Here is a 14,289-nt window from a genome sequence, read left to right as displayed (position 1 = left end):
TCGACTGAATTGAGCGATCTACTTTTTATTTTCAGACAACAAGGTACAAGGTAGGGGCGAAAAATTTTTCGCCCTTATCGTTATTGCTGCATAACTCACCAACTCACCACCAGCGATCGACCCAAACTTATTAAAACTAAAGATAAAATCTAAAATCTAAAATCATCTAAAAAAATCTAAAATCCAAAATTCAATGACTTCCGAATCCGAACAACCCGTTTCAAAGTGGCGATTTTGGATTCCTTTACTCTTCCAAACCGTCGTCCTCGTTACGATTCCCGCCCGGTCGATTTACGTTCTCGCTACCGGATCCAATCTTGTTTTAGAAACCGTTCCCGTGGATCCTTACGATTTGCTGCGCGGTTATTCTCAAACGTTGCGCTATCAAATTTCTGAATTTGATACCCTCAAAACCCTCCCCGGTTGGGCGGATATTCCCGGGGAACCGATTCCCTGTCCCGATCCGGGGAACGATACCGATTCCGAATGCGATTTACTGGCGAAAAATATCGAACAGGGGACGGATATTTACGTCATTTTAGAACCGCCACCAGAGGAGAAAGGTCAGCCCCCGGCGCCGTGGCAACCCGTAGCGGTCAGTCCGCAACTCCCGGATAGTTTGACAGGCGATCGCCTTGCGATTAAAGGGGATGCGAATTGGAATGGAGTTGAATACGGTTTGGAAACGTTTTATTTTCCGGAAGCGCAACGGGACGAACTCAATCAAGCGATTTGGGAAGCGCAACAACAGCAGCGTCAAAATCAAATTGAGCTTTCGGAAGCTGAATCTGAAGAGCAAACGCACTCATTTGTCGTGGAAGTGAAAGTCGATCGCGCGGGGAAAGCGATTCCCGTGAGTTTGTGGGTACTCGGCAAAAAGTATCAGTTTTAAGCATCTCGCGCCGATCTTGGTCGCGATCGCCATCGGGAGAATAATACTGTAGCTTTTTAAACAAAAATGGTGTAATTTCTCCCAAACTTGCGAAATTTGACAATTTGTTACAATGTACAAAATTCGCTTGCGATCGATTTCACAAGTGAGGATCGACCGGAGTCAAAACCGGGCGCGATCGCCTGTAGAGGAACGCATCCTTAGAAGTTCTCGTCGCGAACCTGAGGACGGCGATCGCCGAAAGAGAACAAGTGCGAGTCAGTAAAACAGGCACTGTAATGTCTAAAAATCCCCTAAAGCTAAAATCCAACATCTAAAATCTAAAATCTAAAATCCCCCAAGAGTGTCAGTTTAATTCAAAGATAAAGCGAGTTTTCGGTGATGGAGGAAAAACAAAAAGCCAAACATCAAATCCTTTACCTTTTAAAAATGTACGGCCCGCAGAGTGCGGCAGAGTTAGCGGAACAATTGCAAGTTTCGCCGATGGCGATTCGCCAGCACTTGCAAAACCTGAAAGCCGATCTGCAAGTCACTTACGAAGAAGATCGACGACCTTTAGGACGTCCGGTAAAACTGTGGCAATTAACCGAACGATCCGCCGATCTTTTCCCGAACGCCCATGCCGATTTAATGGTCGATATGCTGCAAAATGTCGAGAAACTTTTTGGGGCGTCGGCGTTAGAAAAAGTGTTAGCCGAACGGGCGAAACAACAGGTCGAAACCTATTCCCAAGTATTAGCCGAACCCGAGGACGATCGCGAACGCGGCGACCGCCAAAGCGAGTTAGGGCGGCGGGTTCGCCATTTAGCCGAAATCCGCGATCGCGAAGGGTATATGGCCCGGGCGATCGCCCGAGAAGACGGCAGCTTTTTACTGGTCGAAAACCACTGTCCGATCCAGACCGCAGCGCATACTTGTCAATTATTGTGCCATTGGGAAATGAAAGTTTTTCAAACCTTGCTCGGTCCGGAGGTCAGCGTCGAACGGGTAGAACATATCATGGAAGGCGATCGCCGATGTGCTTACGCGATCGCCCTCAACCCAAAGCGACCCTCAATCGAAACGTAAATTAAACGGAAGACGGGCGTAAGCGCCGATCGGGTCATTCAAGCCTTGTAAACTTTGTAAATCGGCGCGTACATTCTCAAACTCGCGAGTGAGGGCGTCGGGAACGACCCCGGAACGGGGAGAACGGCGCACGGAATTGAAAAGCCGATCGATTAAAATTTCCTCCCAGGTGCGCGGTTTGGGATAGTCTTGTAACGTCCAATCGTCGCCGAGTTCGGCTAACTTCACCGCCGAGGCGATCGCGTCTTCCAAACCGCCGAGGCGATCGACCAAACCGAGTTTTTGCGCCTCGCGACCGGACCACACCCGACCTTGAGCGATTTCGGCGACTTTCGCCTTCGGTAATTCCCGAGTTTGAGCCACCAAATTTAAAAAACTATCGTATTTGCGATCGACCAAATTTTGAATCAGATTCATTTCCTGGGGCGTTTTCGGGCGAGTAATCGTATTTAAGTTGGCATACTGCGCCGTTTTCACCACATCCCAGGTAATCCCGTTATTGTTCGCCAATCCCTGAATATTCGGCAACAAGCCAAAAATCCCGATCGATCCGGTCACCGTATTCGGTTGGGCGAGAATTTCCGTGGCGGACGTCGAGATCATGTAGCCCCCGGAAGCAGCATAATCGCCCATCGACACCACGATCGGTTTAACTTGGGCGATCGCCGCCACTTCGCGTTCGATAATTTCCGACGCCGTCACCCCGCCGCCGGGACTGTTGACGCGCAAAATCACCGCTTTGACATTTTCATCGAGGCGCAGTTTGCGTAATTGTTGCGACAAGGTACTGCTACCGATTTGATTGGGACTGCTGGCCCCTTGAACGATCGACCCTTCGGCGTAGACGATCGCAATTTCATTGTTCGAGGTTCGATAAGTTTCGTCGCGATTGGCGTCGGCAATTTGGGCGTAAGTGGGTAAATGAACCTGGCGGAAGGTGCGATCGTCTTCGTCACTTCCCGTGAGTTCTTTGAGCTTGGCGATCGTCGTATTATAATCCGCTAATTCCGTCACCAAACCACTATTTTTCGCCTCTTGTGGCGTTAACAACCCCTTACTATTCGCCAATTGCTGGATCTGAGTCGGATCGATCGCCCGAGTTTGGCTGGACACTTGCAAAAACTCACCCCAGAGGTCGCCGAGTAACTTTTGGGTCTGTTGTTCGTCTTCCGGACTGCGTTCTTTCAACAAAAACGGTTCCACCGCCGATTTGTACTTACCCACCCGGGTAACTTGCACTTGAATGCCGTATTTTTCCAAAGCTCCCGCAAAAAACATCCCTTCCGCCGCCAAACCGTTCAGTTCCATCATCCCCAAGGGGTCGATCGCCAGATCGCTAGCGGCGGAAGCGAGATAATATTCCCGTTCGGACCAGTCGAGATCGTAAGCGAGGATCGGTTTGCCCGATTCCGCAAACTCTTCGAGGGCGTTTCTGACTTCGTTGAGGGTTGCGTAACCCGTCGTATTGGCGCTACTGCTCCCTTCTAAGTACAATCCCACGATCCGATCGTCTTTGGCGGCAGCTTCCAGACTTTCTAAGACTTGGCGCAGGGTGATGGTTGCGGGAACGTCATCGTCGGAGACCGCATCGGAGAGCAGTTCGGCGGTGGACGATTCCGGTTGCGTATCGGTGATGGTCATGGAAAGGTCGAACACCAACACGGATTGGTTTTCGACTTCCGGTTCGCTCTCTCCGGAGGCGAGTAAGGCAATCAGGGCGATCGCGCCGCCAATCCCCAAACCGCCGAGAATCCCGAGGGCGATTAAGGTACCGAGAATGCTGGCAAAGGTATTTTTAAGAAAATCGCGCATATCGAATCGAGGGGGTAAAAATTCAGCAGATCGAGGCGATCGCCCCTATATTTTCTAATCAATCCGTTGGAGCGATCGCGATCGTCGCAACGCTTCGAGGTTGGCATTTCCCGTACAGAACAACACCGTCGCTACTTCCGCCATCAGCAGTTCCACCACTTCGGCGACCGCCGCTTCCGATTCCGAGGCGGCTTGCAAAAAAGGCATCGCCAATCCCGCCAGATCGGCTCCGAGGGCGATCGCCTTAGCCACATCCAAGCCGTTACGCAATCCCCCGGACGCAATTAAAGGAACCTCCCTATGGCGGGTGCGGATCTGTTGCAAGCATTCCGCCGTCGGCAGTCCCCAATCGGCAAACGTCTGTCCCAAGCGACGCTGACGCGGATCTTTGGCGCGCTGTCCTTCGACTTTCGCCCAGGAGGTCCCCCCGGCTCCGGCGACGTCGATCGCCCCGACCCCGGCTTCGAGCAATTGAGTCGCCATCTTCGCCGAAATGCCGTTACCGACTTCTTTCGCCACGATCGGCACGGGAAGTAAATAGCACAGTTTATTGATTTTGTCAAGCAATCCTTTAAAATTGCGATCGCCGTGGGTTTGGACCGCTTCTTGGAGCGGGTTCAGGTGCAGAATCAGGGCATCGGCTTCGAGCAAGTCGATCGCGCGGCGGCACTCGTCGATCCCGTAAGCGTAATTTAACTGAACCGCTCCGAGATTGGCAAAGAGGAGAATATCCGGGGCGTGCGATCGCACCGCAAACGTATCCGCCACCTCCGGCTTTTCGATCGCCACCCGTTGCGAACCCACTCCCATCGCGATTCGATACTCCTGCGCCACTTTCGCCAGTCGGGTATTGATCGTCTTGGCGAAATCCGTTCCCCCGGTCATCGAGGAAATCAATAACGGCGCGTTCGTGGATTTGCCCAAAAAGGACGTTTTTAAGTCAATTTCGCTGAAATCCAATTCCGGCAAACAACAATGCTCGAAGCGGTAGCGTTCAAAACCCGTGGCGATCTGGCGAAACTGCACGTCCTCTTCCAGACAGACACGCAAGTGATCGGCTTTGCGGTTCTGAGTTTGGGTAGACGAACTCAAAGAAGGATTCACAATCAATATTTGCAGTTAAATAGGGTAGGTGAACCGTGGACAGGAGATCCCGACTCTAGATCTAGAATAGCGGCGGAATGGAGATCGAGGACAATCCTCAATCATTCTGGCGATCGATCAATTCGATGCCATCGCGACCGTCGATTTCGTTTAAGTAGACCTTGACCTGTTCTTCTTTGGCGGTCGGCAGACATTTCCCGGTAAAATCCGGGTGAATCGGTAACTCGCGGTGTCCGCGATCGGCCAAAACGGCTAGGCGAATGACCGCAGGACGTCCGTAATCGTTGATCGCATCTAAGGCGGCGCGGATCGTCCGTCCTTTAAAAATCACGTCATCGACCAAGACCACAGTTTTGCCGCTTAGATCGAAGGGAATCTTAGTTTTGGCGGGGGTTCGCATTCCGATGCGATCGAGGTCGTCGCGATAAAAGGTAATATCCAAAGCCCCCACGGGGACCCTCGTATTTTCGAGGGCTTCGATTTGCGCCCCTAGCAAGTGGGCCAGAGGCACCCCGCGCGTGTAAATGCCGACGAGGACTAAATCGGACAAGTCCCCGGCTTTTTCGACGATTTGAGAGGCCAACCGGGTTAAAGTGCGCCGTAACTCTTCTTCTGAAAGGATTTCAACAATTTTAGGGGACATGGTTAAACAGGGTGGAGTTTAAAGGGTCGGATAATGCGGATGTTTTCTTAGCTTAGTGCGATCGCACTGAGGAGGGGGAGTTTCACAGATCTCCCGATCCTTGAAAGTCGATGCGGGTTTTGAGCGCTTCTACGGAAGGGACTCCCTCGATCGCCGCCATCAGATCCGGCGGCTCGATCGCCTGAAAAGAATTCCCCTTGTAGGAAATCGCGATGCGATCGCCGTCAGCTTCAAACAGATAGTCGCTTTCCCGACTCGGAAGTACGAGGCGATCGCGTCCGACCTCGAAATTGAGAATGTCGGCGCGGTCGAGGTCGCCGTTCCCCACGTAAAAATTGCGCTCGACCACCCCCACTCGCGTGACCAGTAACGACCCGAGGACGAAGCGATCGACCCCTTCGCCGCCAACGAGAACGTCTCGTTCGTCCACCCCTTCACTGACGAATTGCAAGCATTCCCCACCGACGGGGGTCCCGCCGACGACGCATTCTCCCGGCAAGACATCGACCCCGACGAGGGTAGGGATCGGACCGAAGGCGGTGACGGTATCGTTGCCGGAAGTGCCGCTAAAGAGGGCTTCGCGTCCTTCCGTTCGTCCGAAATCGAGATAGTGTGCCAATCCGGAGACGACGGTTCCGGCGGCGATCGCTTCGGCAACGTCGGGATAGTCGTCTTTATAGGCAAATTCATTAAAGGGGGTTCCCGATCGCCCTTCGGCTTCGCCCAATAAAATGTAATGCTCCAATCCCGACTTAAAGGCGCCCGCACTCACCGCTTGAGCGATATCCCGATAGCGTCGGCGATACCAAGTTTCGTCAAATAAGGGACTCGCCGGACGCCCTTCGGCTTGTCCGAATTGGAGATAGTGCGCCAGTCCGGAGACGAAGGCGCCGCGATCGACGGCGGCGGCGACGTCGGCTTGGTTGGCGAGATAATAAGTTTCGTCGTAAAAGCGCGAAATTTCGACCCGTCCTTCGTTCAAGCCGAAGCGATCGAAGTGTTGGCGACCGGACGAGAAGACTCCGGCTTCGACGGCGGCTCGCACGTCGGGATAGTTGCTCAAGTAGAGGTTTTCGTTAAAGAGATTGACGGTCATGTTTATATTTTAAGTGAATAAAATCAGTTATGAGGGTCTCTTGTGAGTTCCTCCCTCCTAGGAAAAGGACGCGCCGAGGGCGATCGCCAAGCCGACGGCGATCGCCAACCAGATTAAAAAACAAGAGCGGGTTAACTGAGTGGCTTCGCGAATGACTTCTTCGGAAATCGGGCGTTTTGGCTCGCCCAGCAGGGGTTTCGGTTTGGGGACGCCGCGATAGGTATTGAGGCCGCCGAGTCGAACGCCGAGAATGGCGGCATAGGCGCACTCGCTCCAGCCTGCATTGGGGCTGGGGTCTTGGGTGGCGTCGCGCTGGCAGGTCTGCCACACGTACCGCAGTTGACCCGCGATCGCCCCCAAGGTCAGTACGGTCAAACGACAGGGGAGCCAAGTGAGGCGATCTTCGAGATTGGCACTAAACCAGCCGAGGTGAGTATAAGGAGCGTCCCGATAGCCGACCATCGAATCGAGGGTGCTGGCGGCTTTGTAGGCGAAGGCGATCGGTACCGGACCGACGCCGGGAAGGGTCGCCCCCACGGCGGCATAAAATAAGGGAGCGGTGACCCCATCGACGGCATTTTCGCTGAGGGTTTCGAGGACCGCGCGCCAGATTTCCGGGGGGGAGAGGTTGTCTGTATCGCGACCGACGTAGAGGCGCAGGCGATCGCGCGCCCGGTCGAGATCCCCGGAGAGGAGGGGTCGCAATACGTCTTCGGCAGCGCGGCGCAAGCTCCGTCCGGCGAAACAACTGGCGAGTAAGAGACTGGCGCAGGCGATTCCGAAACTGGGGTGAAGTTGGGAGGCGAGGCGCACGATCGCCCAACTGCAGCCACTGGCGATCGCGATCGTCGAAAGTGCGAGAACGACCCCTGCAATTCTCTGCGATCGTGGGGTTGGACACCGTTTTAAGGCAGTCTCGGTTCCGGCAGCAATCCAAGCACCGATCGCCTGTACCGGATGGGGCCATCCCCAAGGATCGCCGATCGTATAATCTAACAGCGCCGCGATCGGCAAAATCAGCGCCCCAGTCGGCAAAAACCAATGGTCTGTCAAGAGTTTCGTTCCCCATTCGCGAGCTAAATTTCCGATCTTATCGCATCTTTTGGGGGAAATCTCGCCGCCGAGATCGCGATCGTCAAGGTCGTTTTTGCCTGTTGAGAAGCTGACCGAGGGGGTCGAAATTAGAGGTTTTTGAGAACAATGCCGTGCAGTGATGATGTTAGTTTTCGAGCCGATGGACGGCACCCGGGAAATGCGATCGGATCTCCTCCCTGTCGGTCTTTCCCGGTGTCGGTCGGTCGGGAATCGAGGGGTGTGGCGAGGGCTTGGCGGATCGCACCGAGAGAAATTTTAGGAGGAGGTTTCACCCATCGATCGTTGGCGCTGGCGCCGGGAATGGAAGTCACGAAACTCGTCCGATGCCTGGGGAGCGATCGCCTTTCTAAATAGGGGACAGGTCGAGGTTGACGGTACCTTATTTTACTGACCCGACTCGCTCCAAATAGTCCTTGTAAGATTCGATCGAAGCGCGCTTTTACACGATATTATGCTCTGGTAGTTAAGCTCGCAGACAGCTCCTTTTTTAGCGCCTTAAAAACGGGGGAGTCGATTGGAGGAAAGAGTCGATCGTTAGGGGAAAGAGAATCGAATCGAGAATACAGTAAAGACTCTCGGGCGGGTTTGAAGGCGATCGCCGCCGAGGTCGATCCCGGTGCAACTGGAGCGATCGCGCCATCGGATCTCGATCGAGAGTTTAAACTTAATTTTGGCGATCGCCGCGATCGTGATGGTAGGTGGAAGGTGAAGACGAGTAAGGCTTTCCCGATCCAGTTTCGAGGGGTTGGCGGCGAACTCGCGATCCGTCTCGTCCGGGGTCGATCCGTTGCGAGTTCATTGTTTCAACGACCGTAAAATTAGCGATTTTATCGAGTTCGAGCCGCGTTGACAACGGTAAATTTACCCGAGATTTGCACCCGTCTCCCGGCTGAATACACGAAGCAACGACCCTCGACGATGGCGTGCGACTGGGGTAGAAGGCGCGCGATTGTTTCTTTACTTTGGTTCGTCGGTCAAGACTGACAGAAATCGAGAGGCGATCGCCTCTTCAGGCTGTTGTCCGGAAGCTGCCGCCCGTCCCCTTCTAAAATTCGGTCGAGAACGTTCTAGTTGCAGGGATTCTCATCGCATTGGAGCGACAAAGCACGAGGAGCGGTTATAAAATTTGTTAACCCGCATCAGAGGAATTGCTGACAGCGAACCGCCGCGTCGCGATGGAGGGCGTCTCCCTCGCTGTAAAGGGATTGAAGGTCAAGATAGGGTCTTAAAAATCTCGTTCCATGCAAGTCGTGAAGCGATCGCGAAAGGAATCGAAGCTGTGGATAGGTGGGTGCATTTTCTGGGGGAAAGCAGTGAGCGATCGCCGATCTCCTTTGATAAGCGATCGCTCTCGATCTTGTGCGTCTGAATTTTAGGAATTCGATCGAATTCTTCGCTTTCTTAGTGTAAGATGGATTTGTTATCTGAGTCGAACCCAAATATTTCTGGTTTCTAGCAAGACTCAGAGCGCAGAGAACCCGATCTATCTATTGTTCCTGGCGGCAGTTCTAAGTTCATGAGTAAAAAGAAAAAAATGGAACCTCTAACTGGCGAAGAGCTACTCAAGAAAGTCAAAGAGCTAGAAAACCTCAGTAAAGAAGAAAAAGCGAGAGCTTGCGGTTACTACACCGTCACCAAAAATGGCGTGGAACGAGTCAATATGATGAAGTTCCTCAATGCCTTAATTGATGCTGAAGGCGTACCCCTCGACGGCAAACCGAACGGGAACGGACGGGGCGGACGCAGTGCCAGCTATCGGATTACCGTGCAGTCCAACGGCAACTTACTGATTGGTGCCGCCTACACGAAGCAGATGAATCTGCAACCGGGAGATGAGTTTGAAATTTCTCTGGGACGCAAACACATTCACCTGCGACAAATCGGAGCTGAAGCGGAAGAAGTTGCGTAATCCGAATCTCGACAAGCGGCTGGAACCATCACCAAGTTCGGCAAAGATTCTCCAATAATTGACGGGATCTTAACGCTATAACTGTTTTTAGATCGGTCGTTCCACGGAAAATCTTGTCGCTTTCGAGAAGACGGTTAGATGGAAAAGAGCGATCGCATCCGTCAGGGGAGATTCAACTTCAGAAAACGCAATCGGAGTTGGATGGAAAGGGGGAATGGGATCGCTTTTGCCGGATCGATCGCGTGCCGCTCGGGCAGATCCCTCGATCGCCTTTTCACCCATGGCATCGTAGCGGTAAAACGGGCGATCGCTCCCGACGATCGCCGAACCTGAGAACTTCAAAATCCGAGTGAGAGTCGCCACCGAATGGGGCGATCGCTTTCCCGAGAGGGGATAGGGGGGAGCGATCGCCCCCGACGACCGATCGACCGTGTTGTGAGATCGGCAAACTTCCCTCGAAAGCGCCCTTAGAAAACCGTGGCGATCGAGCTGGAAAGAGGATCGAAACCCCAGGGAAGCGATCGTATTTTTAACTTTTGAGGGGTTCGGGGAGCGATAAGTCCCGCGCTGTATGCGAAGCATCAGCGTCGGGATCCATGGACTCCCCTTGAAAAGTCTCATCCCCACCCTCCGGGAAGGGCTAAGCCCTACGATGGGGATGAGACCAGCATTTACAGGCAGCTATAGCCTTTGGTAAACTCCGGCTATGCTGACCATAAACTACACCTACCGAATCTATCCAAATGTCGTACAGCAGACTGAACTGAGATCGTGGCTTGAGACGTGCAGAGGCGTATATAACTACGCGTTGCGCGAACTCAAGGATTGGATTGCTTCGCGTAAGTGTTCGGTAGACCGATGCTCGTTGGAAAAGGAATACATCATTCCCGCCGATGAGGCATTTCCGTCCTACCACCGTCAGCAGAACAACCTGCCCAAAGCAAAGAAGCAATTCCCGCATCTGGGTCAGGTACATTCTCAGGTGTTGCAGACCACGATTCGCAGACTGCACGATACCTGGGAGGCATTTTTGCAACGGGGACATGGGTTTCCACGTTTCAAAAAGTTCGGTCAGTTCAAATCCTTTGTGTTTCCCCAATTCAAGCACAATCCCATCAATGGCTTCACAATCAAGTTGCCAAAAATTGGGGAAGTACCCATCAACCTGCATCGTCCCTTCGCCCCCCTTTCAAAGGGGGGTTGGGGGGATACAGGTAAGGGTATTGTCGAGGGTGCGAGGAACGCAATGGTACGTTGTCGTCACGATTGAATCGGATATCTCGGTTCCCGATGCTCCAGTTCGCGGTCGGGCGATCGGGATTGACCTGGGATTGGAGCGATTCTTGACTGCTTCCGATCGCTCTTTCCAAGAGCGACCCAAGTTTTTCAAGTCGATGCAACGCAAGCTGAAATTGCTGCAACGCAGAGCCGCACGAAAACAAAAGGGTTCTCAAAACTGGGAGAAGGCGCAAATCGAAGTGACTAAAATGCACCATCGGATTGCCAATCGTCGTAAAGATTTCCATCTGAAAACGGCTCATCAGCTTTGCGACCGGGCGCAAACTATCTTTGCAGAAGATCTCAACGTCACGGGGTTGACGCGAGGGATGTTGCGAACAGATTGTGTTGATGCTGCTTTCGGGCAGTTCTTGTCTCTGACGGAATGAGTGTGCTGGAAGCGTGGGGTCTACTTTGCTAAAGTCAATCCCAACGGCACCAGTCAAACCTGTCCATCCTGCTTTGCTACGGTGAGCAAGGGGTTGGAAGTCAGAGAGCATCATTGTCCTGAGTGTGGGTATCGAACGCATCGCGATACGCCTTCGGCGTCGCTACGCGAACGTGCTGCAGCCGAGATGGTTTTGGATCGTGGACTAGAGAATGTAGTAACCCAGGGACTCTGGGGAACGGAAACCGCCTGTCAAGTCGGTCTGTCGGGGGTCGATGACCTAGATAAGTGGCGTGGGACCCGAATACCCAATTGTGAGGTTGGGAAGCCCGCGCTGTAATCTTTGATTCAGTGTCGGGAGGATGTCACATCGATCCCTGGGGAAAATTGCTGTAGGAATCGGCGGCAAAAAAGAAGAGAACCGCTATAGTTAACCAAAATATAGTCAGATATAAACAAGACATGGATTCTATTTCAAAAATCCCCTTCATTTTGGCTTCGAGAGATTAATTCTCCTTGGGTGAACTACGCACCTCTCTATCCCATAGCCCATAAAGGCATTTGGGAATGCTTTTCTTAAGATATTATAGGAGCCTAAGATATCCGCTTGACACAAGAATCCTGTATCAGTCCGGTAAAGACCTCTTTTAATTCTTTTTCCCGTAAACTTAGGAACTTTTACCGTTTCTCCATAAACCGGAAGCGGATCTAAGTTGAAAAAGTTCGACTGACTCGTATAACTCTCTTCAGTTAGAACCACTTTGATCCCTACTAATTGACATTTATAGGTCAACATTTCAATCAGACGGTTGAAAGGAATCCCCACAAATTTTTGGTTGTTCACTTTCCCCATCTTGGCATTTTGTTTCCACCCCTCATTTTTGCCAATGACTAAAGTAGTAATATTTTTATCAAGCAGTAGATTGACCAGATAACGGCTGGCTCGATGGAGATAGTTATCCACTTTTTGATTTCGGCATCGAGTCAGACGCTGGATTCTCTTAGAGGTGGGTCGATTTCCTTTTAATTGGGATTGGAGAAAGGCTTTTCGTTTATTGTAGAATTGATTCAGGCTTTTTAAGGGTCTGCCATTTATCAACAGAGGAACAAAGTCCGGTTGATTAGAAGTTACAGCCATTAAAACATCTACACCTAAATCCACACTAGCGACCCATTCATTGGATTTTAATGTTGGTTCTACTTCTTCATAAATGACCTCAATGATATAACAATCGCATCGAGGAACGATTCTCACCTCCACTACTTTTTTGGCTACAGAAGTCTCCAACTCTATTTGGGTTTTTGAGCATTTGATTTTACCTTTTTTTAAAGCCACTTTACTTAGAGCCTGTTTCACGTACACCAATAATTGACGACCTTTCTGAGTGTTTTTATATTTGGGGATTTTCGGGTTGACTAAAAACTTCTCCTTGTTGACTTTGTAGGCTTGATTGGCGGCAAAAAAGGATTGCCAGTTTTTGTCTAATCCTCGTAACACCTGTTGAGAGACTTTAGCTGGTAAAGCGCGATATTGCTCCGTCTTCTGCATTAATTTATCCATCCGGTTATAGTTCAAGTAACCATGACCATAAATAAAGTTTTGACGGATTAGATAATTAGCCGCATTGTAGAGATTTTTGGAATGCCATGATAACTCATCGATCTCATCCCAAAACCTATGACCTTTTTTGATTATATGTCTTTCGACTAATTTCACTAGCGTTCCTTTAATTCGGCCATAATTTTTTCGGTTTTCCGTTTCGAGCGTCTTCATCCATAAAGACGAGAACAGAATGAAGTAATGATAGAAATTAAATCTTCCATCAATTCATCTTGTCGATCCTCGCTATGATTGACAATTTCAACGGTTTTTCCCCTCTCTTTTAACCGGATCTCAAGGTAATTTGTCCCCAACCTCGCCAAACGGTCTTTATGCTCCACTATCAATATATCGTAATGGGAATCGGTTAAAACCTTAGCCAATTTTGGACGATTATCATTTAAACCACTGCCAATTTCTTTGACGACTTTATAAATTTGATAGCCTCTGGCAATAGCATAATCTTTTAACCGTTCCGCTTGTCGCTCAAGGTGATCTTTATTTTCTGCACTAGAGACTCTGGCATAAATACAGGCCATTCTCTCGGTTTTCTTCTTCCCTTCTTCGGTAATGATAATTGTTCCCGAAGTTGATAGCCCGTTAGATGACCTTTTTGCCACCATCTCCACGCCGTTTGATAACTCACCCCGGCTTTTTTGGCATAGTCTGAGAGTTTCATGGTTATATCTTAACAGGAATGACTATACTTGACTATGTATTCAGTTAAAGTTTACAATACTTTTTCAAAGAAATAATTCAAGAAGTAAATAAAGAAGGCGCGGGAAGCGCGATCGGCGATTGAGAAATGATGACATGGGCCGGGACAGTGCGGATCGAGAGAACCGCAAAGAGATTCCGATCCAGGAGAAATGACGGATCCAGCCAAGAAGTGAGTAAAAACACTCTCGAACACGATCGCGATCGCCTACGGGCAACAAAGATTTAACTATACTTAAACTTTAGAAACAAAGAATTGAGCTTGTCCTTCTGGATCTTTTCCCGAGAGAGGTTAAGCTAGTGAAAAGTAACAAGTGAATTTCACAAGCTAGAAACTGAATCTTCGGATTTACCCGAGCCAATGAGGGAAATTTCAACCCTGCCAAACTCATTTCTCGTTGAATATTTACAGAGAAGACTGCGGTTAGGCTCGGCGCGTCTGCGAATTGAGAACGGGCGATCGGTGGCCGGGATAGGTCGTCAGACCGTTGCCGGGGAAGGCGATCGCCCATTCGGGGGTGCAGCGTAGGGACGGTTCGATCCACATTCCGAACGACAACCGAGAAGTCCGCTCCGAGCGATCGGGTCGGGTCGAACGCCGGAACGAGTTCGGAGAGGGGGAACGAAAGGGGCGGTTTTTTCAAACCCAGCCCCACCCAACTTTCAGTCCCCCGACGCCACAAGGCA

18 protein-coding genes are annotated in these 14,289 nt (G+C 51.0%); 7 read left to right on the top strand and 11 right to left on the bottom strand.

The genetic code is table 11. From position 1 onward, the window contains the following. Positions 1-193: 193 nt before the first annotated feature. The 3 genes from HCG48_RS24150 to HCG48_RS24140 all read left to right on the top strand — a co-directional run bounded on the left by HCG48_RS24150 (position 194) and on the right by HCG48_RS24140 (position 1,960). On the top strand, positions 194-892 hold the full coding sequence (locus HCG48_RS24150) for a GDYXXLXY domain-containing protein (protein WP_168571456.1): 699 nt from the start codon (positions 194-196) through the stop codon (positions 890-892). A 112-nt stretch (positions 893-1,004) separates the two neighbouring features. After that, positions 1,005-1,157 (top strand): hypothetical protein, encoded by a 153-nt coding sequence (locus HCG48_RS24145; protein WP_168571455.1) that lies wholly within the window; start codon positions 1,005-1,007, stop codon positions 1,155-1,157. Between the two features lie 116 nt (positions 1,158-1,273). Beyond that, on the top strand, positions 1,274-1,960 hold the full coding sequence (locus tag HCG48_RS24140; RefSeq protein WP_168571454.1) for a helix-turn-helix transcriptional regulator: 687 nt from the start codon (positions 1,274-1,276) through the stop codon (positions 1,958-1,960). Here HCG48_RS24140 and sppA read toward each other — a convergent pair. From sppA to HCG48_RS26650, 7 genes are all read right to left on the bottom strand, one after another. Further along, a complete protein-coding gene (gene sppA / locus HCG48_RS24135; RefSeq protein ID WP_168571453.1) occupies positions 1,946-3,772 on the bottom strand; it encodes a signal peptide peptidase SppA in 1,827 nt (608 codons plus the stop codon). The genes HCG48_RS24140 and sppA overlap by 15 nt on opposite strands. A 54-nt stretch (positions 3,773-3,826) precedes the next feature. Beyond that, positions 3,827-4,876, bottom strand: a complete 1,050-nt coding sequence (gene fni / locus HCG48_RS24130; RefSeq protein ID WP_168571452.1) for a type 2 isopentenyl-diphosphate Delta-isomerase — start codon at positions 4,874-4,876, stop codon at positions 3,827-3,829. 97 nt (positions 4,877-4,973) lie between these two features. Beyond that, on the bottom strand, positions 4,974-5,519 hold the full coding sequence (gene pyrR / locus HCG48_RS24125) for a bifunctional pyr operon transcriptional regulator/uracil phosphoribosyltransferase PyrR (protein WP_168571451.1): 546 nt from the start codon (positions 5,517-5,519) through the stop codon (positions 4,974-4,976). Between the two features lie 82 nt (positions 5,520-5,601). Next, complete coding sequence (locus HCG48_RS24120) at positions 5,602-6,615, bottom strand: hypothetical protein (RefSeq protein ID WP_168571450.1); 1,014 nt, start codon at positions 6,613-6,615, stop codon at positions 5,602-5,604. A gap of 57 nt (positions 6,616-6,672) precedes the next feature. Further along, positions 6,673-7,668 carry an adenosylcobinamide-phosphate synthase CbiB gene (gene cbiB / locus HCG48_RS24115; protein ID WP_246259742.1) on the bottom strand — a complete coding sequence of 332 codons (996 nt, stop codon included), beginning with the start codon at positions 7,666-7,668 and terminating at the stop codon, positions 6,673-6,675. Between the two features lie 128 nt (positions 7,669-7,796). After that, a complete protein-coding gene (locus tag HCG48_RS24110) occupies positions 7,797-8,021 on the bottom strand; it encodes a hypothetical protein (protein ID WP_168571449.1) in 225 nt (74 codons plus the stop codon). Positions 8,022-8,374: 353 nt separating this feature from the next. After that, a complete protein-coding gene (locus tag HCG48_RS26650; RefSeq protein ID WP_281362054.1) occupies positions 8,375-8,509 on the bottom strand; it encodes a hypothetical protein in 135 nt (44 codons plus the stop codon). 717 nt (positions 8,510-9,226) lie between these two features. Between HCG48_RS26650 and HCG48_RS24105 the strand changes: the two genes are divergently transcribed. Beyond that, positions 9,227-9,619, top strand: a complete 393-nt coding sequence (locus tag HCG48_RS24105) for an AbrB/MazE/SpoVT family DNA-binding domain-containing protein (RefSeq protein WP_168571448.1) — start codon at positions 9,227-9,229, stop codon at positions 9,617-9,619. Positions 9,620-9,706: 87 nt separating this feature from the next. Here the strand turns inward: HCG48_RS24105 and HCG48_RS24100 are convergent, their stop codons facing one another. Then, positions 9,707-10,201 (bottom strand): hypothetical protein, encoded by a 495-nt coding sequence (locus tag HCG48_RS24100; RefSeq protein WP_168571447.1) that lies wholly within the window; start codon positions 10,199-10,201, stop codon positions 9,707-9,709. Between the two features lie 124 nt (positions 10,202-10,325). Here HCG48_RS24100 and HCG48_RS26315 point away from each other — a divergent pair, with 124 nt between their 5' ends. From HCG48_RS26315 to HCG48_RS26305, 3 genes are read left to right on the top strand one after another with little or no spacing between them, the layout of a single operon-like run. Then, on the top strand, positions 10,326-10,889 hold the full coding sequence (locus HCG48_RS26315; RefSeq protein WP_246259741.1) for an RNA-guided endonuclease InsQ/TnpB family protein: 564 nt from the start codon (positions 10,326-10,328) through the stop codon (positions 10,887-10,889). Further along, on the top strand, positions 10,852-11,286 hold the full coding sequence (locus HCG48_RS26310) for an RNA-guided endonuclease InsQ/TnpB family protein (protein WP_246259739.1): 435 nt from the start codon (positions 10,852-10,854) through the stop codon (positions 11,284-11,286). Before HCG48_RS26315 ends, HCG48_RS26310 begins: the two co-directional genes overlap by 38 nt. Next, positions 11,287-11,625, top strand: a complete 339-nt coding sequence (locus tag HCG48_RS26305) for a zinc ribbon domain-containing protein (RefSeq protein WP_246259738.1) — start codon at positions 11,287-11,289, stop codon at positions 11,623-11,625. A gap of 147 nt (positions 11,626-11,772) precedes the next feature. Here HCG48_RS26305 and HCG48_RS24090 read toward each other — a convergent pair whose 3' ends face one another. The 3 genes from HCG48_RS24090 to HCG48_RS26645 form a co-directional block, all read right to left on the bottom strand. Continuing rightward, entirely contained in the window at positions 11,773-13,059 is a 1,287-nt protein-coding gene (locus HCG48_RS24090) for an RNA-guided endonuclease InsQ/TnpB family protein (protein WP_320415755.1), read from the bottom strand. Next, positions 13,056-13,508: an IS607 family transposase gene (locus HCG48_RS24085; protein ID WP_246260181.1), complete on the bottom strand. Its 453-nt coding sequence runs from the start codon at positions 13,506-13,508 to the stop codon at positions 13,056-13,058. Before HCG48_RS24085 ends, HCG48_RS24090 begins: the two co-directional genes overlap by 4 nt. Positions 13,509-14,026: 518 nt before the next feature. After that, positions 14,027-14,149 carry a hypothetical protein gene (locus HCG48_RS26645; RefSeq protein ID WP_281362053.1) on the bottom strand — a complete coding sequence of 41 codons (123 nt, stop codon included), beginning with the start codon at positions 14,147-14,149 and terminating at the stop codon, positions 14,027-14,029. Between the last annotated feature and the right edge of the window lie 140 nt (positions 14,150-14,289).

Source organism: Oxynema aestuarii AP17 (assembly GCF_012295525.1).
Classification (GTDB): Bacteria; Cyanobacteriota; Cyanobacteriia; order Cyanobacteriales; family Laspinemataceae; genus Oxynema; species Oxynema aestuarii.
Note: the sequence above shows the minus strand (reverse complement) of the source record. Positions and strands in the feature narration are given on the sequence as shown.

Coding starts and splice junctions, on each gene's coding strand:
- HCG48_RS26645 (WP_281362053.1), bottom strand. CDS start 14,149: ATGTGGATCGAACCGTCCCTACGCTGCACCCCCGAATGGGCGATCGCC.
- HCG48_RS24105 (WP_168571448.1), top strand. CDS start 9,227: ATGAGTAAAAAGAAAAAAATGGAACCTCTAACTGGCGAAGAGCTACTC.
- HCG48_RS24100 (WP_168571447.1), bottom strand. CDS start 10,201: ATGCTTCGCATACAGCGCGGGACTTATCGCTCCCCGAACCCCTCAAAA.
- HCG48_RS24140 (WP_168571454.1), top strand. CDS start 1,274: ATGGAGGAAAAACAAAAAGCCAAACATCAAATCCTTTACCTTTTAAAA.
- HCG48_RS24145 (WP_168571455.1), top strand. CDS start 1,005: ATGTACAAAATTCGCTTGCGATCGATTTCACAAGTGAGGATCGACCGG.
- sppA (WP_168571453.1), bottom strand. CDS start 3,772: ATGCGCGATTTTCTTAAAAATACCTTTGCCAGCATTCTCGGTACCTTA.
- HCG48_RS26650 (WP_281362054.1), bottom strand. CDS start 8,509: ATGAACTCGCAACGGATCGACCCCGGACGAGACGGATCGCGAGTTCGC.
- HCG48_RS26315 (WP_246259741.1), top strand. CDS start 10,326: ATGCTGACCATAAACTACACCTACCGAATCTATCCAAATGTCGTACAG.
- HCG48_RS24120 (WP_168571450.1), bottom strand. CDS start 6,615: ATGACCGTCAATCTCTTTAACGAAAACCTCTACTTGAGCAACTATCCC.
- HCG48_RS24150 (WP_168571456.1), top strand. CDS start 194: ATGACTTCCGAATCCGAACAACCCGTTTCAAAGTGGCGATTTTGGATT.
- pyrR (WP_168571451.1), bottom strand. CDS start 5,519: ATGTCCCCTAAAATTGTTGAAATCCTTTCAGAAGAAGAGTTACGGCGC.
- HCG48_RS24090 (WP_320415755.1), bottom strand. CDS start 13,059: ATGAAGACGCTCGAAACGGAAAACCGAAAAAATTATGGCCGAATTAAA.
- HCG48_RS24085 (WP_246260181.1), bottom strand. CDS start 13,508: ATGGTGGCAAAAAGGTCATCTAACGGGCTATCAACTTCGGGAACAATT.